The sequence below is a fragment of the Winogradskyella sp. MIT101101 genome, from assembly GCF_047126865.1.
GTDB classification, from domain to species: Bacteria; Bacteroidota; Bacteroidia; order Flavobacteriales; family Flavobacteriaceae; genus Winogradskyella; species Winogradskyella ouciana.
On record NZ_CP138982.1, the window covers coordinates 918,351 to 944,299 of the forward strand.

The 25,949-nt window shown below is 35.6% G+C and carries 26 protein-coding genes and 1 pseudogene; 15 read left to right on the plus strand and 12 right to left on the minus strand.

From position 1 onward, the window contains the following. Positions 1-12: 12 nt before the first annotated feature. Positions 13-666, minus strand: coding sequence for a DUF4331 family protein (locus SIB89_RS04320; RefSeq protein WP_155089689.1), 654 nt, complete (start codon positions 664-666; stop codon positions 13-15). A gap of 170 nt (positions 667-836) precedes the next feature. On the opposite strand from SIB89_RS04320, the gene SIB89_RS04325 reads away from it, so the two are divergent. Continuing rightward, a complete protein-coding gene (locus tag SIB89_RS04325; RefSeq protein ID WP_412561298.1) occupies positions 837-2,027 on the plus strand; it encodes an LETM1-related biofilm-associated protein in 1,191 nt (396 codons plus the stop codon). 7 nt (positions 2,028-2,034) lie between these two features. Here SIB89_RS04325 and SIB89_RS04330 read toward each other — a convergent pair whose 3' ends face one another. The 8 genes from SIB89_RS04330 to SIB89_RS04365 all read right to left on the minus strand — a co-directional run bounded on the left by SIB89_RS04330 (position 2,035) and on the right by SIB89_RS04365 (position 7,097). Then, entirely contained in the window at positions 2,035-2,790 is a 756-nt protein-coding gene (locus SIB89_RS04330; protein ID WP_412561299.1) for a LytR/AlgR family response regulator transcription factor, read from the minus strand. 18 nt (positions 2,791-2,808) lie between these two features. Next, complete coding sequence (locus tag SIB89_RS04335) at positions 2,809-3,132, minus strand: 2TM domain-containing protein (RefSeq protein WP_412561300.1); 324 nt, start codon at positions 3,130-3,132, stop codon at positions 2,809-2,811. Positions 3,133-3,136: 4 nt separating this feature from the next. Further along, on the minus strand, positions 3,137-4,273 hold the full coding sequence (locus SIB89_RS04340; RefSeq protein ID WP_412561301.1) for an amidohydrolase family protein: 1,137 nt from the start codon (positions 4,271-4,273) through the stop codon (positions 3,137-3,139). 81 nt (positions 4,274-4,354) lie between these two features. Next, positions 4,355-4,699: a 2TM domain-containing protein gene (locus tag SIB89_RS04345; RefSeq protein ID WP_273293035.1), complete on the minus strand. Its 345-nt coding sequence runs from the start codon at positions 4,697-4,699 to the stop codon at positions 4,355-4,357. Positions 4,700-4,711: 12 nt separating this feature from the next. Next, a complete protein-coding gene (locus tag SIB89_RS04350; RefSeq protein ID WP_412561302.1) occupies positions 4,712-5,038 on the minus strand; it encodes a 2TM domain-containing protein in 327 nt (108 codons plus the stop codon). A 60-nt stretch (positions 5,039-5,098) separates the two neighbouring features. Continuing rightward, on the minus strand, positions 5,099-6,451 hold the full coding sequence (locus SIB89_RS04355; protein WP_273293039.1) for a histidine kinase: 1,353 nt from the start codon (positions 6,449-6,451) through the stop codon (positions 5,099-5,101). Between the two features lie 9 nt (positions 6,452-6,460). Next, a complete protein-coding gene (locus tag SIB89_RS04360) occupies positions 6,461-6,811 on the minus strand; it encodes a hypothetical protein (protein WP_412561303.1) in 351 nt (116 codons plus the stop codon). Further along, the gene (locus SIB89_RS04365; RefSeq protein WP_412561304.1) at positions 6,792-7,097 is read right to left on the minus strand and encodes a hypothetical protein; all 306 of its coding nucleotides are present in this window, start codon (positions 7,095-7,097) and stop codon (positions 6,792-6,794) included. Before SIB89_RS04365 ends, SIB89_RS04360 begins: the two co-directional genes overlap by 20 nt. A 184-nt stretch (positions 7,098-7,281) precedes the next feature. Here SIB89_RS04365 and SIB89_RS04370 point away from each other — a divergent pair, with 184 nt between their 5' ends. From SIB89_RS04370 to SIB89_RS04385, 4 genes are all read left to right on the plus strand, one after another. Further along, entirely contained in the window at positions 7,282-9,090 is a 1,809-nt protein-coding gene (locus SIB89_RS04370) for a serine hydrolase (RefSeq protein WP_412561305.1), read from the plus strand. Positions 9,091-9,270: 180 nt separating this feature from the next. Then, positions 9,271-9,768 (plus strand): hypothetical protein, encoded by a 498-nt coding sequence (locus SIB89_RS04375; protein ID WP_412561306.1) that lies wholly within the window; start codon positions 9,271-9,273, stop codon positions 9,766-9,768. Between the two features lie 162 nt (positions 9,769-9,930). Beyond that, positions 9,931-10,374: a DUF4262 domain-containing protein gene (locus SIB89_RS04380; RefSeq protein WP_412561307.1), complete on the plus strand. Its 444-nt coding sequence runs from the start codon at positions 9,931-9,933 to the stop codon at positions 10,372-10,374. A gap of 4 nt (positions 10,375-10,378) precedes the next feature. Continuing rightward, entirely contained in the window at positions 10,379-10,675 is a 297-nt protein-coding gene (locus tag SIB89_RS04385; protein ID WP_412561308.1) for a CPCC family cysteine-rich protein, read from the plus strand. A gap of 147 nt (positions 10,676-10,822) precedes the next feature. Here SIB89_RS04385 and SIB89_RS04390 read toward each other — a convergent pair whose 3' ends face one another. Next, a complete protein-coding gene (locus SIB89_RS04390; RefSeq protein ID WP_273290689.1) occupies positions 10,823-11,242 on the minus strand; it encodes a nucleoside-diphosphate kinase in 420 nt (139 codons plus the stop codon). 275 nt (positions 11,243-11,517) lie between these two features. Here SIB89_RS04390 and SIB89_RS04395 point away from each other — a divergent pair, with 275 nt between their 5' ends. The 3 genes from SIB89_RS04395 to SIB89_RS04405 are packed head-to-tail and all read left to right on the plus strand — an operon-like array spanning position 11,518 to position 14,294. After that, complete coding sequence (locus tag SIB89_RS04395; protein ID WP_412561309.1) at positions 11,518-12,549, plus strand: DHH family phosphoesterase; 1,032 nt, start codon at positions 11,518-11,520, stop codon at positions 12,547-12,549. Positions 12,550-12,559: 10 nt separating this feature from the next. After that, positions 12,560-13,093 carry a gliding motility-associated peptidyl-prolyl isomerase GldI gene (gene gldI, locus SIB89_RS04400; RefSeq protein ID WP_412561310.1) on the plus strand — a complete coding sequence of 178 codons (534 nt, stop codon included), beginning with the start codon at positions 12,560-12,562 and terminating at the stop codon, positions 13,091-13,093. Next, positions 13,086-14,294 carry a peptidylprolyl isomerase gene (locus tag SIB89_RS04405; protein ID WP_412561311.1) on the plus strand — a complete coding sequence of 403 codons (1,209 nt, stop codon included), beginning with the start codon at positions 13,086-13,088 and terminating at the stop codon, positions 14,292-14,294. The genes gldI and SIB89_RS04405 overlap by 8 nt, the downstream gene beginning before the upstream one ends. Before the next feature lie 145 nt (positions 14,295-14,439). Here SIB89_RS04405 and SIB89_RS04410 read toward each other — a convergent pair whose 3' ends face one another. Next, positions 14,440-15,903, minus strand: coding sequence for an aminoacyl-histidine dipeptidase (locus tag SIB89_RS04410; protein WP_412561312.1), 1,464 nt, complete (start codon positions 15,901-15,903; stop codon positions 14,440-14,442). 140 nt (positions 15,904-16,043) lie between these two features. Here SIB89_RS04410 and SIB89_RS04415 point away from each other — a divergent pair, with 140 nt between their 5' ends. The 4 genes and pseudogenes from SIB89_RS04415 (at position 16,044) to SIB89_RS04430 (ending at position 21,497) form a co-directional block, all read left to right on the plus strand. Continuing rightward, on the plus strand, positions 16,044-16,958 hold the full coding sequence (locus SIB89_RS04415; RefSeq protein WP_412561313.1) for a DUF3810 domain-containing protein: 915 nt from the start codon (positions 16,044-16,046) through the stop codon (positions 16,956-16,958). Positions 16,959-16,998: 40 nt separating this feature from the next. Beyond that, positions 16,999-17,112 (plus strand): annotated as a pseudogene (locus SIB89_RS04420) (DUF3810 family protein); the annotation flags it as partial. Between the two features lie 78 nt (positions 17,113-17,190). Continuing rightward, positions 17,191-20,181: an amidohydrolase family protein gene (locus SIB89_RS04425; protein WP_412561314.1), complete on the plus strand. Its 2,991-nt coding sequence runs from the start codon at positions 17,191-17,193 to the stop codon at positions 20,179-20,181. Between the two features lie 11 nt (positions 20,182-20,192). Further along, entirely contained in the window at positions 20,193-21,497 is a 1,305-nt protein-coding gene (locus tag SIB89_RS04430; RefSeq protein ID WP_412561315.1) for an amidohydrolase family protein, read from the plus strand. A gap of 128 nt (positions 21,498-21,625) precedes the next feature. Here SIB89_RS04430 and SIB89_RS04435 read toward each other — a convergent pair whose 3' ends face one another. Beyond that, positions 21,626-22,423, minus strand: coding sequence for a hypothetical protein (locus tag SIB89_RS04435; RefSeq protein ID WP_412561316.1), 798 nt, complete (start codon positions 22,421-22,423; stop codon positions 21,626-21,628). A gap of 67 nt (positions 22,424-22,490) precedes the next feature. On the opposite strand from SIB89_RS04435, the gene SIB89_RS04440 reads away from it, so the two are divergent. From SIB89_RS04440 to SIB89_RS04450, 3 genes are all read left to right on the plus strand, one after another. Beyond that, positions 22,491-23,288, plus strand: coding sequence for a TrmH family RNA methyltransferase (locus tag SIB89_RS04440; RefSeq protein ID WP_412561317.1), 798 nt, complete (start codon positions 22,491-22,493; stop codon positions 23,286-23,288). Positions 23,289-23,427: 139 nt separating this feature from the next. After that, positions 23,428-24,663, plus strand: coding sequence for a M48 family metallopeptidase (locus SIB89_RS04445; protein ID WP_273290671.1), 1,236 nt, complete (start codon positions 23,428-23,430; stop codon positions 24,661-24,663). Between the two features lies 1 nt (position 24,664). Further along, the gene (locus tag SIB89_RS04450) at positions 24,665-25,879 is read left to right on the plus strand and encodes a cation:proton antiporter (protein WP_412561318.1); all 1,215 of its coding nucleotides are present in this window, start codon (positions 24,665-24,667) and stop codon (positions 25,877-25,879) included. The last annotated feature ends 70 nt before the right edge of the window (positions 25,880-25,949 follow it).

The following is a 25,949-nucleotide window of genomic DNA, read 5'->3' on the forward strand; positions in this document are numbered from 1 at the left end:
AAATTTTTGAGTTTATTGTTTTCTTTTAGTTTCTACCCATGTGTTGATTGTCCCAGATCCACCAATTAAAGTTTTAGGAACTTCAACAACTACAGAGAGAACATTTGTACCAGCAAATGTGTCTGAACCTGGATCGTTGAAACTAGTTGCGTTACCAGCAATAATTTCACCATATTGAGCAAAATCCATAAAGAAAGGATCATCTCTTGGGCCAGCAAAAGCCATGATTCCACCAGAACTTGCTACGATAGCTGATTGTCCATAAGGTGTAATATCAACTACTGCTGTATTACTAGAGTTAGTCATAATAGTACTACTTAATCCTGCTTGAGTAGGTGAAACCGGACCGAATATATACATCTTACCATCTCGTGGAATAGCTTGTATTACTAAGTCTTCAACATTATCACCAGAAGTGTCTATGTTAAACTCAATCATTACATTTTCATCAAACGAAGCAGCTGCTGTACTACCTGGAGCTAAAAGTCCTTGTACATTAGCAACAAACGCTATGTTTGAAGAATTTGAGCCTTGAAAGGCATAAAAGTCTGTGATATCACTTGTACCACCTGAAACAGCGGGAGCATCAATGTGATCGGCTGCGATTGCAACGAATGTAGCAATACCTAATATTGCCGTTGCGATTAAAATTTTTGTTTTTTTCATAATTTTGAGATTTTGTTAATTATTTGTGTCTCTGCTCTACTTACGAAAAAATGAAAGGTGCGGTTTTGTTAATATTTTGTTAACGTGAAAATGAGGTGTGTTTTACACAATCTTGTGGATATAAGATTAACTTAGATTATATTTGGAGATACACTTTTTTAATTTTGATTATGAACCCATCAACTAGTGGTTGGATTGAAAAATTTTATTCCCAAATTTCAAAAGGCAATATTCCCTTTAAGAATTATGAAAGGCTGTACAATGGCCTAAAAGAAAACGGGTTCATTTACGGTGTTAATGTTGAAATAGTCAATACCATAGAAAAAACCCATACCTATTCTGAAGATGAACTTGCCAAAATAAATCTTTTAACTGCCCTCTATCATATATATCATTTTCACAAGGCAAAATTTAGCAGCAATGAATTTATCACTGTGCTTCTTAATTTTTATAAGGAACTTGAAGTTTCAGATCTATCCATATGGGATAAACTGGTCATTGGGAAAAGTGAAAGCTCACTATTAGAGCGATTGATACACGACCGTATTCAAATTGATGACAACCTATTGACTCGAAATTTCAACAAATCTATAACCAACGCTCTATTATATGTAGATGTCCTAACTTTTGAAACACACCTTAAAAATGACATCAACATAAAAAACTATGCGGCAAACTTAGAAAGTAAAATCGTCGGAACACTTTATCAGTCATTGAATTCTAAGAGCAAGATAACGGATCACGACAAAGAAGTTATAGAAATCATTGAAACCTCAACCTCTTATGTTGATGATGATGAAATGGATATTGAAGACCTCATCTATGATATTGAATACAACATTAACCTTCACGAAAAAAAATATCTCATAGACCTTATGTGCTTATCCATATGGGATGATGAGATACTCGAAAAATCGGAATTTAGGTTTCTTCAGAGTTTGGCAAAACGATTGGGTCTAGAAAGTAATGAAATACAAAAATCCCTTATCGATGTAGATGACTTTCATAAAAAGCATAAAAAAGAAATTCTGTTATTTCAGCAAACAAACCCAATTTCAAATTTTTATGAAAACTCATCACAATTAGTTACCAAACTACTGAAAAGAAATAGCAAACGATTGGTAAAGGAATTGAATCAAAGTAAAGATTTATTGGCACTTATTACTAAATCCACCCATACCGACCTTACCAAAGAGGAACAAAAACAAATGCAGTCCCAATTATTGGATCTCCTAAAAACTATTCCTAGTTTGGCCATCTTTATGCTACCAGGAGGTGCCATTCTATTGCCTTTATTTGCTAAGCTTATTCCAAATATGTTGCCTTCGGCTTTTGATGATAATAGGATTGAAGAGGATTAAAGCTAAGTTATTCTAGCCAGCTTTTAAAATCCTTTACACGCTCTCTGGCTACTATGACGTCTTGTTCATTGTAATGGTTCAATTTAATCTGAAGTCTTGAGTTGGTGTAACTAATAATATCTTTGATGGCATTAATATTTACATAAAACTTTCGGCTTACCCTATAAAACACATGTGGCTCTAGCTCGTCTTCCAGTTGATCTAAGGTCAAATCCAAAAGGTAATTTCTGCCTTCATTGGTGAATACATAAGTACCTTTATTTTCGCTGTAAATACATTCTATATCATCAATATTGATAAGCTTTAGGTGCTGCCCAACTTTAACAGAAAAACGCTTTTTATATTCACGCTCAATAGGATTGACCAATAGTTTTTTAATATCATTAAAATCTAAAGTCACGGATTGCTTTTGCGGAGTCCTTCTCTTAAATTTTTCAACTGCTTTTTTTAAATCGTCTTCATCTATTGGTTTTAATAAATAGTCAATGCTATTTAACTTAAAAGCCTGAAGCGCATATTCATCATAAGCTGTGGTGAATATTACTGCCGAATTAATATCTATAGCTTCAAAAATCTCAAAAGACAATCCATCACTAAGCTGAATATCCAAAAAAATTAAATCTGGGTGTTCATTGTTCTGAAACCAGTCTATAGATTCCTCTACGGAATGTAGCATGGTTTCCGCTTCAACATCCAAAGATTTTAGCATACGCTGTAAACGTCTTGCTGATGGTTTTTCGTCTTCTATTATGATTACGTTCATATAATATATCTGTTTACTTTACTCCCAGGTTTTTGTTTCTTCAACCTCGTCTTCGTTTAGGTATTCTTTTATTTTTTTGTCCTCCCAACTTCTTTTAAAAATCGATCTACCATTAAAAACTCTTAATCCATGAATGATAATAAAAACCGTCCATGCTACCATAATGGATAGATTGAGACTTATAATATTGTTCTTATACGGACCTTCTACGATATATAAGTTATAGGACAAAAGAATCAGCATAACAATATAGCCAGCCAGATGAATGTAAAAGAGTTTTAACCGTCTTACTTTTTTCTTGGCCAGCAGTATGCGCTGTTTTTCGTCATTCTTCATTTGCATCACATTACTGTTTTACGAGTTTACCTTCTTTCCAAACTGTTTTTTTATTATTCAATAACGAAATATCTTTCGTTACATCTCCATTAACCAATACCAAATCAGCCTTGTAACCTACTCTTATATATCCAACGTTGTCTAAACCAAAGGCTTTGGTGACATTACTGGTTCCTGCTTTTAGAACTTCAACGTTAGAAAGTCCAGATTCACTTAATAGCTGTAACTCTTTGTACAAATCCGTACCGTAATTGATATTTGCATTTGGCGGATCAGTTCCTGCTAAGATTGGTATTCCGGCTTCATGCATTTTTTTAACCTCTGAAAATAATTGCTCCTTGGTTAAAAATTGCGCTGCACTACTTCCAATAACTTTAAATACTTCTATGGTAGTCAGTAAAGTCGGAATGACAAAAAACGATTTTTCTTCTGAAAGTTCTTTCATTTTTTCAGATTCCAATTCCTTATCCCACCAAACATGCACCAATCCATTGGCATCATTTGATATAGCATCAACTGCATTATCTAATCGACTTACATGAACCACAGCAATTCTTTCAGCTTTATGCGCTTGTTTGATAAGCTCAGCAACGGTTTCGGAATCTAAAGTGGCTTTCCATGGCTCAACAATAATTTTGATATAATCAACATTAGTCTTTACCCTATCTTCAATAAATTTTTTAGCCTCTTCGGGTTTTGTTAACGTCGGAACTGGAAACCCGAATTGCGTACCATGACCTTCTGGCGCAGTTGCTGCATAACCAGCAACATAATATCTGGCATAATTGGTAGAATCTTTGAGCTGGCGCATTGCAGATTGATAGGTTTCTACACCATGCATATCCATAACATTCAACACACCTGCTTTTGCTGCTTCTTCCAAAGATTGTGGTCCCCAAGCATGTACGTGCGCATTAGATAATGCTGGCATCAAGGTTTTACCATTTCCGTCAATGACTTCATATCCATCAGATGCTTTAATGGATTTTGAAATCTCTGTAATGATACCGTCTTCAACTTTAACCGAAGTGGATTCGATAACGATTTCACCATCAAAAACCTTCACGTTTTCGACAATAAAACTGTTTTGAGCATTGCCAATAAAAACAAAGACTAAAAAGACTAAAACTAATTTGATTTTAAACATGAATTCATTTTTTTGTATTAATTACTCTCTTGACTGCAGACTGTCAACTGAATACTGAGGACTGAGAACTGAGAACTGAACCTACTCCCAATTTCGTTCTTCCTTATCCATAAACTCTTTCATTTTTCGTTTTTCCCAGTCCTTGCCGAAAAAGAAATCGGGACCAAAAACACCAATAAAATGAAAGAACAATCCAATACCCCAAAATACAGCTGTGGCATAAGGTCCAAAGCCTCTAAATCCTTGATCTGAGTTGAGGCCAATTAACAATATCAAGAAGATATTGACCACAAGATAAACCGCAAAATGCCAGTAAAATCCAACTAAAGCATCTACTTTCTTCTTGGCACGCAGATACGCTTCTTCTTTTCTAAAATCCGAAACCTTTTCTTTTTCCTCATATGGTTCTAAACTGTACTTTTCCATCACTTTGATTTTTTATTCTTTAGAATTATTAGATAATTCCTTGTTCATTAATTCTTCTATTTTTCGTTCTTCCCATTTTAATCCAAATTTCAGGGATATAAAATGCATAATCAGAACAATTCCCCATATAAACCAGGTTATAAACACATCCAAACTTAACAGCTCACCAATAAAAGATTCCCATGTATCAAGGTTATCAGAAACCTTAAAACCCGTAATCATTAAGTTTATTACAATGTAAATTCCCAAGTGCGTATAAAATGCCTTTTCCTTTTCGACCTTATTCTTGGCCTTTATATATTTCAAATCTGAATTTTTTGAGTCCATCTTATCTTTCATTTTTAATATTCCTGTTGATCTATGTTTTTACTCCTTCCCTTCGGAAAGGCTGGGATAATCCTAACTCCATCGGCTTCTTTCATCTTCCTTACGCATATACTCTTCAATTTTGCGTTCTTCCCATCTGGCACCCAAAGCACCATCATCTACATAAACCCTATACGCTTGAAACAATAAACTAATACCCCAACCTATCATCGGAAACCAAAACCATTGAATGGTATGTCTGGAAAATTGATACCAAATAAATACTAAAAACGGAATCACTAAGCAATAGGAAATTAAGCTATAGTAAAATGCCTTTAGCTCTTCCACACGCTTGCGTGCTCTAACATAATCGTCGTTAAGACGTTCTTGTGATTTTTGTGTTGTTCTCATGATTGATACTTGTTTTGTGAGCATAGGAATTGCAACCGCAAAATCCTTTTCTCTTTGATTGATGTAAACTTTTCGTTCAGAAAGTAGTTTGTAACGTTGTTTTATATTGTCCAATCCTACTCCACTACTCTTCTTTACAATTTGTTTGGGCTGAAGGTTGTTCATCACCACCAAGTGATTACCATCTTCATATATTTTTATGTGTAATGGCTTGCTCGTGGTCACCATATTGTGCTTTACAGCATTTTCTAAAAGTAGCTGCAACGATAAGGGAACAACTTTACTTTCAGGATTTGACGCCTTCTCCGGAATTTCAAAAATGATGCTATCCTCAAAGCGCATTTTTATAAGCGACATATAGGTTTTGGCAAAATCCAATTCTTCATCTACCGTTACTAGTTCTTTGTTCTTTTGTTCTAGCACATAGCGATAGACTTTAGAAAGTGATGTTGTAAAACGCTGAGCATTATCTGGGTTTTCTTCAATTAAACTGGTCAGTACATTTAAGCTATTAAATAGAAAATGCGGATCTAATTGGTTTTTAAGAGCATCAAACTTGGCACTTGCAGCACCAGCAATAACTTTCTGCTCTTTTATCTTATTTTTTTGATAACGGTTGTAAAAATAAACCACATAAAAGGTGGAAATGATACTCAATGTAATCCACAGACCGAAAGAATACCCTTTCCAAGATTCATTTTCTATAAAGACTTGAAACGGCATTTTATAAATCAATACCTCTATTAAAATTCTAAGAAAGAAAATACAGATGAGCGTAATAACTGTAGCACCAGCAATACCATAGATTATGCGTTTAGCAACCTCATAATCTCGAAACTCACGTTTCTTCATATAATCAAAATACTGGGTATTGGTATAACTTATAACATACGTATAGAGCTGATAGAAGAAAAAATCAATCAAAAAATCATTGATCGTATTGTAGTTGAAACCTCTGGACAATAGGTTTCCAATTACAAAAATACCACATCCAATGAAGAATGTAACTGTTAGAAATTTAATTGACTTTGACATAATTACTTTTTATTCTTTACAAGATTCCGCTACCTGATCCGCACGCTCCTTTCCCCAATTTGGATGAAACTCCGTCTCAGGCTTAAAGGTATCAAAAAGTTCAATTGATGCTTCAATATCCTTGCAATATGGTGCTGTATCCTTGCCAAAATATTTGGCACTTCCCATATCCCATTCCGCTTTACAAAAAGCTGCTCTCGGATTTTCAGGTTCTAGTTTCAGGGCTTTAGCATACAGTTCTCCTATTTTTTGGCCATATTTCATACCGTAGGTCATGCCATCAAAGGCTACCCAATTGGTTAAAACCTGTGCTTGCATTATCAATAGTTCTGCATTGTCCTCACTTTTGGTCATGGCCAAATCCAAATGTTCTTGTGCCTTGTCTAATTGTGCTTTTAAAAACCGCTTCGTCTTTTTCGTTCCAGCTTTTTAGACTATTGATCTGTGCGATGTAATAGTTGGGCAACCATTCTTTATCTTCTGCTTTGGCTATACGCTCAAACATATTCTCGGCCTCGTCCCATTTATCGGCTTCCCAAAGTTCAAAGGCCTTGGTCATCCCTTTTTCAAAATTGGTTTGTGCTTCTGTATGAGAACTCACAAGACTAACTATTAATATTACCGCGACTTTTACTATTACGTTCATAAGGTTATGTTTTTAATTTGATACAAATATCTACAGTATCTAAACATTTATAAAACAAGACTTACCGAATTGTAAAAAATTAATGACGAATTGTAATTTTTCAAAATTATTCCAAAAAATCAGTAACTTACTGAGGCCTTTCTATACATATTACTGTAACCACAATATTTAAAACCAACCAAAAATGAATAGCCGTATTCTTACCATTGCCCTTGCCCTTTTTACAGTAGTATCGTTTTCGCAAACCGATAAACGACTTAAAGGCATCGAAAAACAATTTAATTCTGTTTTAGAAAGCACCAAAGCTGCAGGCTTTGCAGTTGCCATTGTAGAAGGAGATAAAATCATTTATGCCAAAGGTTTTGGTTATAGTGATTACGAAAACAAAGTACCGGTAAACGCAAATACTTTATTTGCCATTGGATCTTCTACCAAAGCATTTACCTCTGCATTATTAGGATTGCTACGCGAAGATAAAAAGCTGTCTTTTGATGACAACCCAAGAAAACATATCCCTGAATTAGAGTTTTATAATAATGATATGAATAACAACATTATCATAAAGGATTTAATGCGCCACAGTACTGGTTTACCTCGACACGATGGCTCATGGTATTTTTTCCCAACACACAACAAGGATAGTTTATTAGCCAGAATAAAGTACCAAGAACCCTTTACAGGTTTACGCCAACAATGGTATTACAATAACTTTGGGTTTTTAGCGCAAGGTATTATTACCGAAAAAATTACAGGAAAGTCGTGGGAAGAAAATATTGAAGAACACTTTTTTAAACCATTAGGTATGGATCGCTCTAACACCATGATTGATGGCATGAAAACCAATACCAATGTAGCTTTTGGTTACACCTTGGATGCGGACAGAAACATTGAAAAAACGGACTACTACGACATTGCTGGTATGTCTCCAGCAGGAAGCATAAACAGTAGTGTTAATGATATGAGCAAATGGTTAATCACATGGATTAACGACGGCAAATACGGAGAAGCACAAATCATCCCAGAAAATTATATCAAAGAAGCTATGAGCTCCCAGATGGTGGTTTCTGGTGGCACACCATCCAAAGACTTGCCAAATGTACAGTTTGCAAATTACGGTTATGGCTGGTTTTTACACTCTTACAAAGGCCATTATGTGGTAGAACATGGTGGCAATATTGATGGCTTTTCTGCCAATGTTGCATTTTACCCATCCGACAAATTAGGGATTGTGGTTTTAGCCAACCAAAACGGTTCTGCAGTGCCAAATTTAATAAGAAATATAGTAGCAGACCACATGCTAAAAGTAGATAAAACCGAATGGGCAAAAAAGCACAAAGAAGACACCGAAAAAGCCCTTAAAGCCATGGAGGAAGCAGAGGAAGACACCGAAGTATCTAACGTAAAAAACACCAGACCATCGCATACTTTATTAGATTATACAGGTGCATACGAGCATAAAGGCTACGGTAAGTTTGATATTATTGTAGAAAATGACTCGCTCTTTTCTGAGCTAAACGGAGAACGCATATACTTAAACCATTTCCATTACGACACCTTTGAGCTGTTAGACGTTAAAGACGGAAAAGTAGATACCACAGGTATTGGCAAATCTGTAAAAATGACATTTAGCGCTAATGACGCTGGTGACATAGATTATGGTAAAATAGCTATAGAGCCAATGACAGATGCTATAGCTTTTAAGCGCACACCAAACTCTATAGATGTAGATACCGAAACCTTAGAGCAATATGTTGGTAAGTACGACCTAATGGGCACGGAAATAAAAGCCTACATTAAAGACGAAAATGTACTTTACGTATTTGTACCCAACCAACCCGAATACGCACTCATCCCAACAGCAGTACATAAATTTAATTTTAAAACTTTAGAAGGCTTTAAAGTAGAGTTTATAGAAACCGATGGCAAAATAGACCAGGTAAAGTTTATACAACCCAATGGTACTTTTGTAGCAAAAAGGAAGATTGAGGAGTGATTTCTATAAGATTACGTAGTTCTACGTATATAAATGTAGAAACTTTTTTTTAGTTTTATTGACTGATAAACACAAATAAAAAGTACTCATATCCCGAAAATGTATTGGGATATGGCAACTTTTTGTTTGGTTATAACGAGTTGTGCATAATGTCCAAAAACCGTAATCTGAATTAAAACCTTGAGAAAAAAAGAAATATTTTGGCTGATTGGAACGACAATTCTCGTTCTGATTTTGAACACGCTGATTTTCGGAATCGACGGATTAAAATCTGACTCTACTCTTGATATAAATATTCACGACACTTATTTCGTGATTGCGAATTTACATTTCATTCTATTACTTGGAGTTCTGGTATTTTTCGGAATTTATTTGGTTAGAACATTACGCAGGAATTTTAAAAACTTGACCGCAAATCTGATTTTAATGATTTCGACAATACTTTTGATTTTAGTATTAATCGGAATTGATTCAATTTTAGACGCATTTATTAGACAAACCACGAGTTGGACGATTTATCCGCCTTTAAGCGCTGGAGAAATTGAACCTGAAATGGAACCAAAAGAAAATAATCTAGGAATTTTGTCAAGTGCTCTTTTTTACTTCCAAATATTATTGCTGATTTTTTTAGCATATTGCGGATTTAAAACTGGACGGAATTACAAACGGTATGAATAAAAACACTATGCACAACACCGTATAAAATTAATTGCTAGTACAAGCCTACTTACGAAAATCCTCGCGGATTTTCTATTCGGTTTGTATTTGCTAAATTAGGTGCTTGAAACACGCAACTAATCTTATACCAACACGTTCTACGCAATTTGAGAAAATATAAAAATGGATAAGGAACAAAAGGAAAAATATTTCAAAAAAGTAAATGATAATATTGCGAAATTTGGATTCCATATGACATTTGTATTGGAAGAAACTGGATTTACACCTTTCGGATACTCAACTGGAATTTATAAAAGCTTTGGAATTCCTGAACTTTTCATTTCTGGACTTCCAAATGGACTGACAAACACTTTGATTGATAATTATGCGGAAAGATTTAAATTCAAAGAAGTACCGCTGAATGAAAAAATTGACGATTTAATTGACCTTTTTCCTGTTTACTTTATTGAAGTGGAAAATGATAAACTGACTGAATACACATTAAGCTCGTTTAAATTTTATGAGAATTCGGAATTCAAATATTTACAATTAATTTTTCCTGACTTGAATGGATTTTTTCCAAGCGAAACGGAATATGACTATGACCAAGAAATATTAGGCGAATAGAGATATGAAATGGAAATGGTATAAACCAAAGAGTTCGAAAGCGAAATTCCAATGTCCTTGCTGTGATTATGTTAGCCTACCAGAAAGAGGAAATTATTTAATCTGTCCAATATGTTTTTGGGAAGATGACGGAATTGACGTTAATGAACTTGACATTCATTCAGGATCAAACCATATAACCTTAAGAGAGGCAAGAGAAAACTTTGAGAAATATGGAGCTTGCGATTTAAAGATGGTTAAAAATGTAATATCTAAAGAGAGACGAAAGAATTTTGAGCTAATAAAAAGGAATCTAGAATAGAAACCGCATATAACAACGGCTATAGTTCATTACGGTTGAATGATACTCATGTACTATTCCATTATGAAACCAAAGTCAAAAACGTTAAAAACAAAAAAAAGACCATCCTCACAGATGGTCTTTTCAATATAATATAAATGTGTGTTCTTAAAACATCTCTCTGCCAGCAAAGTGAAAAGCACCTTCAATAGCTGCATTTTCATCACTATCACTACCATGTACAGCGTTTTCGCCAATAGAAGCCGCATATAATTTACGGATAGTCCCTTCTGCTGCATCAGCAGGATTAGTAGCACCAATTAAGGTTCTAAAGTCTTCAACAGCGTTGTCTTTTTCCAAAATCGCTGCAACGATAGGTCCACGAGTCATATATTCTACCAATTCGCCAAAGAATGGACGTTCTTTGTGAATGCCATAAAATTCCTCAGCATCAGCTGTAGTCATTTGGGTTAACTTCATTGCTACGATTCTAAATCCTGAAGCTGTAATTTTTTCTAATATTGCGCCAATGTGTCCTTTTTCAACAGCATCTGGCTTTAACATTGTAAATGTTCTGTTAGTTGCCATGTATTATTTTTTTATTGAGGTGCAAAAGTAATGTATTTCTTTAATTTATCAAGAGGTTCAAATATTAAATTAATGTCAGGCTGAGCATTACTGAGGGGCAAATAAATTTTGCTTCGAAAGTACCCAAGTGAAGCTTGTCGAAGCCCTTCAACATTAAGTATTCTATTTCATTGACACTTCGACTGCGCTCAGTGTGACATAATTGTAATGACAGGATTCTTAATTTCATATTAAAACATTTAACCAAACCTCTAAAAATCGTAAATTCGCAACTTATGATAAACACCCAGATTCCAGAAATAAAGGCGCTATTGAGCACACCAAGGCACATCGTTATTGTGCCACATAAAAATCCAGATGGAGATGCCATGGGCTCTACCCTAGGCTTATACCATTATTTAAAACTATATAATCACACAGCAACGGTGATTGCACCTAATGATTATCCGGAGTTTTTAAAATGGTTGCCAGGAGACGATGCTGTTATGATTTTTGAAAACCAAACAGAGGAATGCCAAGCTTTAATTGACAATGCCGATCTTATTTTTACACTAGATTTTAATTCTTTGAGTAGAGTTGGCGCCATGTCAGAAGCTTTGGAAAATTCCAGCGCAACAAAAATTATAATAGACCATCATCAGCAACCCGATGATTATGCCGCATACACCTATTCTGATGTGAGCATGTCTTCTACTTGTGAGATGGTTTATAATTTTATTGAAATGCTTGACGATGCAGATAAAATTAATGCCTCTATTGCCACGTGTTTATATGTTGGTATTATGACGGATACAGGTTCATTTCGTTTTCCGTCAACAACGAGCAGAACTCATGAGGTGGTTGGATGCTTAATAGAAAAAGGTGCTAACAATGCCCAGATACATAATAATGTGTTCGACACCAACAGTTACAGTCGTTTACAGTTGCTGGGTAGAGCCATGCAGAATTTAAAGGTGATTCCTGAATTTAACACCGCATACATTACGCTGTCACAAGCTGAATTGGATGAATTCAACTTTAAAAAAGGTGATACTGAAGGTTTTGTTAATTATGGACTTTCTTTAAAAGGTATTGTGTTTGCTGCCATTTTTATAGAAAACCATCAAGATGATATTATTAAAATATCCTTACGCAGTAAAGGGTCGTTTTCTGTGAATCAATTTTCAAGAGCCCATTTTAACGGTGGAGGCCACGATAATGCTGCTGGTGGACGTAGCGATTTAAGCCTACAAGAAACAATTGATAAATTTATTAGTATATTACCGCAGTATAAAGATGAATTGTCCCAAGCGCTCAAGGCGCATTAAACTTTTCAGTATGAAAAACCTACATATCATAATCATAGTAATGTTACTGTGTTTCGGTTGTAAATCTCCCGAAGCCAGAATGCCAGAATCGGTACAGTCTGGTTCTTTTCTTAAAGAATCCGCTGAACGCAACAAAAAACTGAACGATAAGGAGAAAAACCTTATTCAGTCCATTATAAAAAACAATCCAGATAAAAATTATATCGCTTCCGAAAGTGGATTTTGGTATTACTACAATACCAAAGTAGAAAGTGATACTATTCAACCTGAGTTTGGTGACATTGTAGATTTCGACTATAATATTTCAGACATCAACGGTAATGAAATCTACGATGTAGAAAACAGAACCTATGTGATGGACAAGCAAGAATTGTTTACTGGTCTGCGCGAAGGTTTAAAACTTATGAAACCAGAAGAAAGCGTAACCTTTATTTTTCCATCTCAAAAAGCCTATGGTTACTATGGAGATGATAAAAAAATAGGAACCAATATTCCTTTAATTTGTGAAGTAACTTTAAATACAATAACCCAAGAAAATGATTAAAAAAGCACTTACAGCACTAGTTGTATTAGTGGTATTGGCAAATATCTCTTGCCAAGAAAAATACCCAGATTTAGAAGACGGACTTTATGCCGAAATTATAACCTCAAAAGGGACTATGGTGGCAAAATTGCACTATGACAAGGTACCTGTTACTGTTGCTAATTTTGTAGCGCTTGCTGAGGGCAACCATCCTATGGCAGAGGAAAAGTACAAAGGGAAACCTTTTTATGACAGCCTTACGTTTCATAGGGTTATGGATAAATTTATGATTCAAGGTGGCGATCCAACAGCTACCGGTAGTGGAACACCAGGATATAGATTTGCTGCTGATTTTCATAAAGATCTGAAACATGATAAGCCAGGTATTTTATCAATGGCAAACGCTGGCGGTATTAACACTAACGGAAGTCAATTTTTTATTACTGAAGCACCATATCCAAGAGGAAACTTCTATGACGACAATGGGAACCTTAAGCCTTGTGACCAAAGAGGTGTAAGCTGTCATTCGGTTTTTGGTGAATTGGTTAAAGGGTTAGAAGTACAAGATTCCATTTCTAATGTAGAAGTTGTAAATCCTAGAGCACGTAATCACAAACCTGTTGAGGATGTGATAATTGAAGAGGTTAATATTATAAGAAAAGGTAAAGATGCAAAGTTCTTTGATGCTCCAAAGGTCTTTGAAGAAAAAATGCCTAAAGTTGAAGAGGAATTCGCTACAATTAGAAATGAAGCAGAAAAGAAAGCTGAAGAACTAGCCAAACAAGCCAAAGCTGATTGGCTAAAGAAAAATGAAGCCTTAGATGGTCGTCGTATAGATTCTCCAACAGGAATGGCCATGATTTTCACACATGAAGGTGATGGCGTTAAACCAAATCCATCTCAACAGGTAAAAATAAATTGCGCTGGTTATTTTGAAGATGGCACTTTATTCTGGACCACGTGGAAAGCCGTTGCAGAGAAAAACGGAAAGTACGATGAAAGACAAGAAGAACAAGGTGGTTATGCTCCATTTACGATGCCTTACAACGAAACAGCAAGTTTAGTAGCTGGTTTTAGAGAAGCTATGTTAAATATGAAGATTGGTGATAGAGCCAGAGTATTTATACCTTATTATTTAGGTTATGGTGAAGCTGGTTATAGAGTGATCCCACCAAAAACCAATTTAGTTTTTGATATTGAATTAGTCAGTATAGCTGAGTAAAAATTCTATAAATGAACAAACAAAAAAGGCAGCTGAATCAGCTGCCTTTTTTGTTTGTTATCTACTGTCATGCTAAATTTGTTTCAGCATCTAAAGTATTAATATGTTTTCACAAATAAATTCAGAATGACAAAATGATCACACTTTAGTCCTTCTGCGGAATATTCTTCAAAATCTCCAACACAAACTCCCAATACTTCTGAGCCGATGATATCTGTGCACGTTCATCTGGTGAATGCGCACCTTTAATATTCGGGCCAAAACTAATCATATCCATATTCGGGTAATTCTGACCAAGAATACCGCATTCCAATCCTGCGTGGCAAGCGGCCACATGAGGTTTTTCACCATTGTTTAGTCGTTCGTAGATTGGTACCATTACTTTTAGGATATCTGAATCCATATTAGGTTGCCAACCAGGATACTCACCTGAGAATTCAACATCGCAGCCAGCTAATTCAAACGTAGCACGTAGCGTATTTGCTAAATCCATTTTTGAGGATTCCACAGAACTACGGGTTAAACAGCCTACTTTAATTTCGCCATCCTTTACAATCACTCTTGCTATATTATTAGAGGTTTCAACCAAATCTGTAATATCAGCACTCATACGATACACACCATTGTGCGCAGCATATATAGCGTAGACAATTTGCGCTTGTGCTTCAAATGGCATTGTTTTTTCTGGTAGCTCTGTTTCTGAAAGGACAACTTCTAAGTCTGGCTCCATAGTTTTAAGCTCTTTTTTAATGGTTTCAGCTAACGCTGTTAGCAAGCTTGTGAGTATAGCTTCCTTATCTGCTTCAAAAACCACAGTGGCCACACTTTCTCTCGGTATGGCATTACGCAAACTTCCACCATCTATTTCAGATATTTTCACATCTTCGATAACAGCATATAACAAACGGTTCATAATTTTGTTGGCATTACCCAAACCTTCATGGATTTGCATACCTGAGTGACCACCTTGGAGACCTTTTACCTCAATCTTATAGGCCATCATGCCTTCCTTCGCCACAGGCTCTTCATTATATGTACCTGTTGCCGTAATATCTATTCCACCAGCACAACCTACTCCAATCTCATCATCTTCTTCGGTATCTAAATTTAAAAGAATATCTCCTTTCAATATGCCACCTTTTAATCCCATTGCACCTGTCATACCTGTTTCTTCATCAATGGTAAATAAAGCTTCTAAGTCCGGATGCTCAATATCATCACTCTCCAAAATCGCCATAATCGTTGCCACTCCAAGACCGTTGTCCGCACCCAGCGTCGTACCTTTAGCTTTTACCCAATCTCCTTCCACAAACATCTCAATACCTTGGTTATCAAAATCGAACTCAGTATCGTTGTTTTTTTGATGTACCATGTCTAAATGCGACTGCATTACGATGGGCTTTCTACCCTCCATTCCTTTGGTTGCAGGCTTTCTAATGATGACATTACCTACTTCGTCTTCTATGGTCTCCAATCCTAGGTTTGCACCAAAGTCTTTCATAAACTGTATAACACGTTCCTCTTTTTTTGAAGGTCGTGGAACAGCGTTTAAATCTGCGAATTTATTCCAAAGTGCTTTGGGTTCTAGGTTTCTTATTTCGTTATTCATATCTATTTTTTGTTTAGGATAGCAAAATTACGAAATAGAAGTTCATTTCTTTAGTCCTATTGATTTAGTCTTGGCTCTGGTTTCTAAAAGTGTACTTGACTTGCCCTTTTTTAATTATAACTTTTCCCTATTTTTGATTCATGCTGAAAAACAAAAAACTAGGACTCGTTATTTTTCTTGGAATTCAAATTATATTGATTTCAATCTTAAAAAACTATCCAGAGTTTGTAGAACGGTTTTATAGCAATGGGCTTTACGTATATATCTCCAAGTTGATGCGTTATGTCTTTGGTTGGATTCCGTTTTCCGTAGGCGATATTTCCTATACCTTGGCAGGCATCTATGCCATTAGATGGTTGGTGTTAAACAGAAAGCGAGTAGTGAAAGACACCAAAAACTTGTTGTTGGATATTGGTGCCGTTTTATCAATTGCATATTTTGCTTTTCATATACTTTGGGCTTTCAACTATTACAGACAGCCTTTATATAAATTCTTAAATCTTGAAGCAGACTATACCACCGAGCAGTTAGTCTCCTTTACCAAACGTCTTATTGACAAATCCAATACAATCCATAATCAATTAGCCATAAATGATTCTACAAAAGTGGAAATGCCATTTTCTAAACGTGAAGCTTTCAACAAAGTCCGAAATGGTTATGAAAAACTTTCAGAAGAATATCCTCATTTATATTATGAACCTAAAAGCATTAAAAAATCCATTTACAGTACCGCGTTGACATATATGGGTTTTTCGGGTTATCTCAACCCTTTTACCAATGAAGCTCAGGTCAATGGCTTAGTGCCAACTTACAAATTCCCAACAACCTCTTGTCATGAAGCAGCGCATCAGTTGGGTTTTGCTGCCGAAAATGAAGCCAATTTTATTGGAAGTTTGGCAGCCATACACAATGATGATATTCATTTTAAATATTCAGGATATACTTTTGCTTTACGCTATTGTCTTGTTGAAATTTTTAGAAGAGACAAAGACCTATATTATGAAATTTTATCTACTGTAAATAAGGGTGTTTTAAAAAAACTATCAAGAGGTTGAAAGCTTCTGGAAGTCTTACGAAAACCCTCTTGAGCCTTTATTTGCAGATACCTACGATAGTTTTCTCAAAGCTAACAATCAATCTGCTGGCATGAAGAGTTATAGTTATGTTGTTGCCCTGCTGGTTAATTATTATGGTGATAAAGCATTGTAAACGTTAAATTATTCTATTTCAACCCTTATTTTTACGAATATTCCTATATTTAGTCCTCTAATTTAACTCATCAACTTTATGATAAAAGTACACTTACGGCTGCTCATTTTTATGTGCAGTTTCTCATTATTTGCACAAGACTACTTCCCTACCAACAGTGGAGTAAAAGCAACTAATTCTAACTACACTGCATTAACCAATGCAACTATTCATGTTTCACCAACAGAAGTCATTGAAAACGGCACGCTATTAATAAAAGATGGCAAGGTGGTTAGTGTTGGTAAATCGGTTAACCTTCCTAAGAACACAACTCAAATCGATCTCACAGGAAAAACTATTTACCCTTCGTTTATTGATATTTACACCTCGTTTGGTGCTAAAAAACCAGAACGTGGTGGTAATGGACCAAGATATGCTGCAAGTCGAAGCGGTTTTTACTGGAACGACCACGTGATGCCAGAGCAAGATGTGATGGCCAGTTTTAAGTATAATGCAAAAGAGGCATCAGAACTGCACAAACTTGGTTTTGGTGCTGTAAATACACATATGCCAGATGGTATTGTTAGAGGGTCAGGAGCTCTCATTGCATTAAATAACGATGCAGACAACTCTGTACGTGTCGTTGATGGCGAAACCTCGCAACATTTTTCATTTAGTAAAAGTGTAACATCACGTCAGGCTTATCCTTCTTCTATAATGGGAAGTATGGCATTATTACGTCAAATGTACAATGATGCTAAATGGTATGCCGATGGAAATATTGACACTAAAGATTTATCTTTAGAAGCACTTAACGGCAACAAAAACTTATTGCAAATTTTTGAAGCTGGTAGTAGAGCTAACTTATTGCGTGCTGATAAGGTTGGAGATGCGTTCAACATTCAATACACCATTCTTGGAGGTGGTGATGAGTATGAACGTCTAGACGAGGTAAAAGGTACAAATGCCACGTTAATTCTTCCAATTGATTTTAGAGCAGCTTACGATGTGGAGAATGCTTTTTTAGCATCCACATTATCATTGAGTGATATGCGCGCTTGGAACCAAGAGCCTCACAATCCGAGGTTATTAGCGGAAAATGGAATTCCGTTCGCTTTAACAACACACGGTCTTAAAAAGAAAAATGCATTTAAGGCTAATCTTATGAAAGTCATTGAAAGTGGACTTTCAAAGCAAAAAGCATTAGAAGCTCTAACAACAGTTCCTGCTAATTTATTAGGAAAATCTGATGTACTTGGAACGTTAAAAGAAGGAAGCTATGCCAACTTCTTAATCACGTCTGGTGATATTTTTGATAAAAAGACTAAACTTTTTGAAAACTGGGTTCAAGGTAATGTACATGTTATTGAAAACATGAATGTAAAGGATATCGATGGTGATTATAATTTTAAATTGGCTGGTGATGATTATAAGCTATCCATTTCAGGAAGCACAAGTAAACCTAAAGCCAAATTAGAAAGCGGAGATAAAAGACTTGGAACTAAAATGAGCTATACTGATGATTGGGTTAACTTAACCTTTAAAACAGCTGATAGCACAAAAAAGGAATTCGTCAGAGTTGTGGCAAATGCTTCAAGCGGAAATAGTTTAAACGGTAAAGCTATAATGCCTAATGGCAATGAGTTATCGTTTTACGCCAATAAAGCGGATAAAGAAGCTGAAGAAAAAAGCAAGGATAAAAAAGAAATGGACTCTAAGTCTGAAGATGCTTTTATGAGTCCAATCACATATCCAAATCTTGCTTTTGGATTTACCGAAAAACCTAAATCAGAAACCTTACTCTTCAAAAATGCAACGGTTTGGACCAATGAAGAAGATGGTATCTTAGAGAATACTGACATCTTAATAAAGAATGGTAAAATTTCAAAAATCGGAAAAAATCTTTCAGATAGTGGCGCCACAGTTATAGACGCAACTGGTAAGCATATCACTGCTGGTATTATAGACGAGCATTCACACATCGCTGCGGCTTCAATTAATGAAGGCGGTCAAAATTCTTCTGCCGAAGTAACTATAGAAGATGTTCTGGATGATGAAGACATTGACATTTACAGAAATCTTGCTGGTGGTGTTACCTCTATTCAGATTTTACATGGTTCAGCAAACCCTATCGGAGGACGTTCTGCCATCATTAAACTAAAATGGGGAGAAGCTGCTGACGATTTAGTATATGACAACTCACCTAAGTTTATCAAATTCGCATTAGGCGAAAATGTAAAGCAGTCGCGTTCTAGTAGAAATGAGCGTTTTCCTCAATCTCGAATGGGAGTTGAGCAAGTGTTTATGGATTATTTCTCTAGAGCAAAAGCTTATGATGAGGCAAAGAAAAGCGGAAAACCATATCGCAAGGATGCCGAAATGGAAGTTTTGGCAGAAATCTTAAACAAAGAGCGATTTATCTCGTGTCACTCTTATGTACAGAGTGAAATCAATATGTTGATGAAAGTTGCTGAAAAGTTCGACTTTAACATCAATACATTCACACATATTCTTGAAGGTTATAAAGTTGCCGACAAAATGAAAGATCACGGAGTTGGTGGTTCTACCTTCAGTGATTGGTGGGCTTATAAATACGAAGTTAATGATGCCATTCCATACAATGCTGCTATAATGCACAATGCAGGAGTGACTGTGGCTATTAATAGTGATGATGCTGAAATGTCTAGACGACTAAACCAAGAAGCGGCGAAGTCAGTTAAATATGGTGATATTAGTGAAGAGGACGCGTTAAAGTTTGTAACGCTGAATCCTGCTAAACTTTTACATTTAGATGATCGCGTAGGAAGCTTAAAAGTTGGAAAAGATGCAGATGTCGTTCTGTGGTCTGACCACCCTTTATCAGTTTACGCCAAAGCTGAGAAAACCATTATTGAAGGTGTGACTTATTTTGATATAGAAAAAGATAAGCAAATGCGTGAAGCAGTTAAGAAAGAAAAAAATGAACTGATCAATCTTATGCTTCAAGATAAAAATAAAGGCTTAAAAACTCAGCCTGTAAAGAAGAAAGAAAAGGAATTGTTGCATTGCGACTCAATGGATAACGAACACATAGCACATAATCACAACTAAAAATAATAAACATGAAAAGATTAAATCAAATAAACGTCATATTGTTTTTGTTGTGCATTACATTAGGTTTTTCACAACAGACACCAGCACCAAAGCAATCAAACACAATCGCTATTGTTGGTGCGACTGCACATATAGGCAATGGTGAGGTCATTGATAATAGCATCATTATCATGGAAGACGGAAAACTAAAAACCGTTGCAGATGCAACTACTTCTAAAATTGATATGACTGCAATGGAAGTCATTGATGCCAAAGGCAAACATGTATATCCAGGTTTTATAGTTTCTAACGGAACTTTAGGATTGGTTGAAGTTGATGCTGTAAAAGCCTCTAACGATCTTTCTGAAATGGGAACTTACAATCCACACGTAAGAAGTATTATAGCTTACAATGCCGAGTCTAAAGTAGTGGAATCCATGCGACCAAATGGTGTGCTTTTGGGACAGGTTGTTCCAAGAGGAGGTAGAATTGCAGGTACGTCGTCAATAGTACAATATGATGCCTGGAATTGGGAGGATGCTGCTATAAAAATGGATGATGGTATTCATATGAATTGGCCAAGTAGTTTTAGTCGTGGCCGTTGGTGGTTAGGAGAAGACCCAGGTTTAAAACCAAACAAAGATTACGCAAAACAAGTGAAGGAGCTTAACGACTACTTTAACGAGTCTAAAAGTTATGACAAGGGTTCTAAAAACGAACGCCATTTACCTTACGAAGCAATGGCTGGTCTATTTGATGGCTCAAAGCACTTGTACATAAATGCTGATGATGAAAAAGGTATTACAGACGCTGTAAATTTTGCAAAATCACAAGGTGTTTCCAATATCACAATTATTGGTGGTTATCAAGCTGCGAATGTAGCAGACTTCTTAAAGCAAAATAATGTTTCAGTAATGTTACAACGTGTACATACAAGACCACAGCTTGAAGATGATGATTATGATTACACCTTTAAACAAGCAAAGGAATTAGTTGATGCTGGTGTTTTAGTGGCTTTGGAAACAAGCGGACAAATGGAACGTATGAATTCAAGAAACCTACCTTTCTATGCTGGCACTACTGTCGCTTATGGATTAACAAAAGAACAGGCTTTACAGTTAATCACCCAAAATCCTGCAAAGATTATGGGTATCGATGATATGTATGGCACCTTAGAAGTTAATAAAAGCGCGACATTATTTATCAGTGAAGGTGATGCCTTGGATATGCGAACAAACAAACTGACACATGCTTTTATTGATGGCAGAAATGTTAGTTTAGAAACACACCAAACCGAACTTTATAAACGGTATTCCGAAAAATATGGTAATTAATTTTAAATTAAAGAAGCGAGCCTTCGGTTACTGAGCGTAGTCGAAGTAGGCTCGCTTTTTATTTTCTTGTCATTCTGAACTTGTTTCAGAATCTATAACTAAAATTGAGAATCTGATACGAGCTCATATTATTCAACAATATTAGCACCTTCAGGCATCATAAACATAGAATCCTTTGGTGCATCTTTAGACAATACAACATCTTTAAATTCAACTGTATTTCGTTTTTCTGTTGGTTGATTGTTTTCGTATTTATACCAATCTATACTTTTCGGTACTATTAATCCATTAACGGTTTGCCAATTGTTGTATCGGATAAATTTAAATTCTTTGCTCTTTCCGTCTTTCCCATAAGTAACCGTATAGGCTAACCATTGCATTTTTCCTGTTTCATCATCATAGTAGATAATGTATTGGTCATCTGGCGAGACTCCAATTCCGGCTTCATAAGAAATTAAAATTCCAGGATAGGTTTTGCCTTCAAATGTTAATGGCTCGGCTTCCTCATAAATGATACCATCATCGCCAACGATAAAAGGCATGGCATAGAAATACATCATTAATCCCTTATAAAATCTTGCGTTACCCTTATACTCATTGTCATCTTTTTCATTGACCCAAAGATTCTCACCATCGTAACCCATACTATAAGTTGGAGTATCAATCAATTCTGCTCTTGTTTTTAAATGTGTAGTCGTCACTTCGTTTCCGTTTGGCTTTTCCATAGTAAAGGACAAAGTTTGCATTTTGTTCCATTGGTCTATGCCACCATGCGCTTCAAAAACTTTGGTTATCGCTTCAGGATAGATACTTGTGGTAATGTCTTCTTTAGAAACCTCATCGACAACTGTAGATTCAGGTTTTGTTTCGTTTTTACAAGCTGAAATTAAAATTGCTAAAAGCAATATGAATGATAGTTTTTTCATGTTTTGGTTTTTGGTTTTCATGTTTGACGTTACACATCCTGTAAAATTACATTACTTTTGTTTTAATATGATAAAAGCAATAACAAGTCCACAAAATCCATTTATAAAACAGCTTGTACAGCTAAAGGACAAGTCTAGAGAGCGCAAAAAAACCAACCAATTCTTAATAGAAGGAAAACGCGAACTTTCCCTAGCCATTAAAGGTGGCTACAAAATTAAAACCTTGTTGTTTTTCCCGGATTTATTTTCAGAAAGTGAAGCGAAATCAATGTCAGCCTATGACATAGAGATTATTGAAATATCAAAAGAAGTGTTTCAAAAATTAGCCCATCGCGATACAACTGAAGGTGTCATTGCAGTCGTTAATTCAAAATCGCATCAGCTTGAAAATTTAGAGTTTTCGTCAAAAAAACCCTTAATTCTTGTAGCCGAAGCACCAGAAAAACCTGGTAACATTGGTGCGTTGCTAAGAACTGCAGATGCAGCCAATGTGGATGCTGTGATTATCGCCAATCCAAAATCCGATTTATATAATCCTAATATTATTCGCTCTAGTGTTGGTTGTGTGTTTACTACTGAAATAGCTATGGCAAGCACAGAAGAGACAATAGCCTTTTTACAGAAGTATAATTTCAATATTTTTTCGGCAATTTTGCAGGAATCCGAACCCTATCATACCCAAGATTACACGTTACCCACAGCTATAGTCGTAGGTACAGAAGCAACGGGACTAACACAAGAATGGCGTGATGCTGCCAAACAGAATATTAGCATACCTATGCAAGGAGTAATTGACTCTATGAATGTATCTGTTGCTGCAGGAATTCTTATTTTTGAGGCTAAAAGACAGCGAGATTTTCTCTGAAAATTTCGTAAATCACAAAAAACAAAAAAACAAATTCTAATAAGAAACGTCACTGCGAGGCACGAAGCAGTCTCATAAAATAACCCAAAAGCAACAAACAGATTGCCGCGCTTTGCTCGCAATGACAGAAAATTATAATATGACAGCAAACACCCTCTTTTATATAATCATAGGAATAATAATAGTTAACTTCATCAAGGACAAAATCCTCGATGCCATAAACGCCAAACACTATAACGACCCAATTCCCGAAGAATTAAGCGATGTTTACGATGAAGAGGAATACAGAAAATCGCAAGCGTACAAAGCCACCAATTACCAATTTGGGATATGGTCTTCCCTATTTTCATTGGTATTAACTTTAGCATTTCTTTTTTTAGATGGTTTTGAATATGTGGATAATATTGCCAGAAGTTATTCTGACAACCCAATTGTAATTGCCTTGATATTCTTTGGAATCATTATGATAGCCAGTGACATCATCACCACACCTTTTGCCTATTACAAAACCTTTGTGATTGAAGAAAAATTTGGATTTAATAAGACCACTAAAAAAACTTTTATCTTAGATAAACTTAAAGGTTTATTGATGATGGTTATTTTAGGCGGAGGTATTATCGCCTTAATCGTTTGGTTTTATCAGGCGACCGGTGATTCATTCTGGTTGTATGCTTGGGGAATTGTAACAGCCTTTACGGTATTTATGAATATGTTTTATTCGCGATTGATAGTGCCTTTGTTTAATAAACAAACACCATTGGAAGACGGAGATTTACGCAATAAAATTTCTGAGTACGCGAAGTCCGTAGGTTACAATCTCGAAAAAATATTCATCATTGACGGCTCTAAACGTAGCACTAAGGCCAATGCCTATTTTTCTGGTTTTGGAAGTGAAAAACGTATTACGCTATACGACACCTTAGTCAACGATTTAGAGGACGAAGAAATCGTTGCTGTATTGGCGCACGAAGTTGGGCATTATAAACGCAACCATATCATTATTAATTTAATCACCTCAATTCTACTTACAGGATTGACACTCTATATTTTATCGATTTTTATTTCCAATCCGTTATTATCCAATGCCATTGGTGTTGACACTCCAAGCTTTCATGTAGGTTTGATTGCTTTTGGATTGCTCTACTCACCTATTTCAGAAGTTACAGGTTTAATAATGAATTACGTCTCACGTGTGTTTGAATACCAAGCCGATGATTATGCCAAAACCACCTATAAAGCTGAACCATTGATTACGTCTTTAAAGAAATTATCAAAGAATAGTCTTAGTAATTTAACTCCGCATAAAGCTTACGTGTTTATGCACTATTCTCATCCAAAATTATTGGATCGTATTAAAAATCTTAAAAAAGAATAATATGGATACAGACATTTGGTTCTATTTAATAGTAGGCTTGATGGGATTGCTTTTACCTTGGCTAAAAAAAATCGAACAATTTCAGCTAATAAATGTTCCAATTGTAGCCATTCTTGTAGGCGTAACCTGTTATCTACTACCGATAAACCTACCCATACCAAATCCCATAAAATATAATGACGAAATATTAAAACTAACTGAAATTACGGTAATTATCAGTATAATGGGTGCTGGCCTAAAATTGAATCATAAATTTTCACTTAAAAACTACCGAATCCCTTTATTATTAGTATGTATTACGATGATTGGTTGTATTGCTTCAGTTGCACTCCTAGGTTGGTGGATTGGGCTTGTACCTGCTTCTGCATTACTTTTGGCAGCTGTATTTGCACCCACCGACCCGGTTTTAGCTAGTGATATACAAGTTGAAATTGAAGAAACTACAGAAGAAGAACATCCTGTGCAGTATTATCTCACAGTAGAAGCAGGTATTAACGATGGTATGGCCTTTCCGTTTACTTGGCTCGCTATTTTATTGGCACTAAATGGAATGACCTCTATGGATTGGGTCAGTGATTGGTTTATCGTCGATGTACTATATAGAATCATTGTAGGTATTATTATCGGATATGTTACTGGTCGTGTAATTGCATGGTTGTTCTTTGAATTACCAGACAGAGTAAAAATCGCACCCAAGCGACTTGGATTTTTAGCCGTAGCCATTACGTTTTTTATTTACGGTGTAACTGAAGCCGCACACGCATACGGTTTTATTGCGGTTTTCGTTTCTGCCGTTACTATTAGACAATTTGAAAAACAGCATCAATTCCATAAGGAAATGCATGATGTAGTTGCTCAAGTAGAGTTATTTTTAATAACGATAATTTTAGTTTTTTTAGGTGGTTATATTGCAACCTATTGGTTTAAAGAGCTCACATTACCTTTAATTTTGATTTGCTTAGGTTTCATATTTGTAATCAGGCCCGTTTTTGGAATATTACCCACCTTAAAATCGAAAATGTCTTGGAAAGAGCGTTGGGCTGTGTCGTTTCTAGGAATAAAGGGTATCGGATCTTTTTTCTATCTCGCATTTGCATTGAGTAAAGCTGATTTTTTGCATGAAGAAACTCTTTGGAGTACTGTTGCCTTTTTAGTACTTGTATCCATTATAGTACATCGGTTGGTTGGGGTCTTAATTAAAAAAAAATTGCTTTAATCTACTTGATCAATTTGTTCCAATCTAAACCAATTAGATTCATTTAGAAGTAACAATAGGTGGCACTAAT

What these genes read in the sequence shown, in the direction of transcription:
- SIB89_RS04320 (WP_155089689.1), bottom strand. Translation starts at nt 666, where the DNA reads ATGAAAAAAACAAAAATTTTAATCGCAACGGCAATATTAGGTATTGCT.
- SIB89_RS04325 (WP_412561298.1), top strand. Translation starts at nt 837, where the DNA reads ATGAACCCATCAACTAGTGGTTGGATTGAAAAATTTTATTCCCAAATT.
- SIB89_RS04330 (WP_412561299.1), bottom strand. Translation starts at nt 2,790, where the DNA reads ATGAACGTAATCATAATAGAAGACGAAAAACCATCAGCAAGACGTTTA.
- SIB89_RS04335 (WP_412561300.1), bottom strand. Translation starts at nt 3,132, where the DNA reads ATGCAAATGAAGAATGACGAAAAACAGCGCATACTGCTGGCCAAGAAA.
- SIB89_RS04340 (WP_412561301.1), bottom strand. Translation starts at nt 4,273, where the DNA reads ATGTTTAAAATCAAATTAGTTTTAGTCTTTTTAGTCTTTGTTTTTATT.
- SIB89_RS04345 (WP_273293035.1), bottom strand. Translation starts at nt 4,699, where the DNA reads ATGGAAAAGTACAGTTTAGAACCATATGAGGAAAAAGAAAAGGTTTCG.
- SIB89_RS04350 (WP_412561302.1), bottom strand. Translation starts at nt 5,038, where the DNA reads ATGAAAGATAAGATGGACTCAAAAAATTCAGATTTGAAATATATAAAG.
- SIB89_RS04355 (WP_273293039.1), bottom strand. Translation starts at nt 6,451, where the DNA reads ATGTCAAAGTCAATTAAATTTCTAACAGTTACATTCTTCATTGGATGT.
- SIB89_RS04365 (WP_412561304.1), bottom strand. Translation starts at nt 7,097, where the DNA reads ATGAACGTAATAGTAAAAGTCGCGGTAATATTAATAGTTAGTCTTGTG.
- SIB89_RS04370 (WP_412561305.1), top strand. Translation starts at nt 7,282, where the DNA reads ATGAATAGCCGTATTCTTACCATTGCCCTTGCCCTTTTTACAGTAGTA.
- SIB89_RS04380 (WP_412561307.1), top strand. Translation starts at nt 9,931, where the DNA reads ATGGATAAGGAACAAAAGGAAAAATATTTCAAAAAAGTAAATGATAAT.
- SIB89_RS04385 (WP_412561308.1), top strand. Translation starts at nt 10,379, where the DNA reads ATGAAATGGAAATGGTATAAACCAAAGAGTTCGAAAGCGAAATTCCAA.
- SIB89_RS04390 (WP_273290689.1), bottom strand. Translation starts at nt 11,242, where the DNA reads ATGGCAACTAACAGAACATTTACAATGTTAAAGCCAGATGCTGTTGAA.
- SIB89_RS04395 (WP_412561309.1), top strand. Translation starts at nt 11,518, where the DNA reads ATGATAAACACCCAGATTCCAGAAATAAAGGCGCTATTGAGCACACCA.
- gldI (WP_412561310.1), top strand. Translation starts at nt 12,560, where the DNA reads ATGAAAAACCTACATATCATAATCATAGTAATGTTACTGTGTTTCGGT.
- SIB89_RS04405 (WP_412561311.1), top strand. Translation starts at nt 13,086, where the DNA reads ATGATTAAAAAAGCACTTACAGCACTAGTTGTATTAGTGGTATTGGCA.
- SIB89_RS04410 (WP_412561312.1), bottom strand. Translation starts at nt 15,903, where the DNA reads ATGAATAACGAAATAAGAAACCTAGAACCCAAAGCACTTTGGAATAAA.
- SIB89_RS04415 (WP_412561313.1), top strand. Translation starts at nt 16,044, where the DNA reads ATGCTGAAAAACAAAAAACTAGGACTCGTTATTTTTCTTGGAATTCAA.
- SIB89_RS04425 (WP_412561314.1), top strand. Translation starts at nt 17,191, where the DNA reads ATGATAAAAGTACACTTACGGCTGCTCATTTTTATGTGCAGTTTCTCA.
- SIB89_RS04430 (WP_412561315.1), top strand. Translation starts at nt 20,193, where the DNA reads ATGAAAAGATTAAATCAAATAAACGTCATATTGTTTTTGTTGTGCATT.
- SIB89_RS04435 (WP_412561316.1), bottom strand. Translation starts at nt 22,423, where the DNA reads ATGAAAAAACTATCATTCATATTGCTTTTAGCAATTTTAATTTCAGCT.
- SIB89_RS04440 (WP_412561317.1), top strand. Translation starts at nt 22,491, where the DNA reads ATGATAAAAGCAATAACAAGTCCACAAAATCCATTTATAAAACAGCTT.
- SIB89_RS04445 (WP_273290671.1), top strand. Translation starts at nt 23,428, where the DNA reads ATGACAGCAAACACCCTCTTTTATATAATCATAGGAATAATAATAGTT.
- SIB89_RS04450 (WP_412561318.1), top strand. Translation starts at nt 24,665, where the DNA reads ATGGATACAGACATTTGGTTCTATTTAATAGTAGGCTTGATGGGATTG.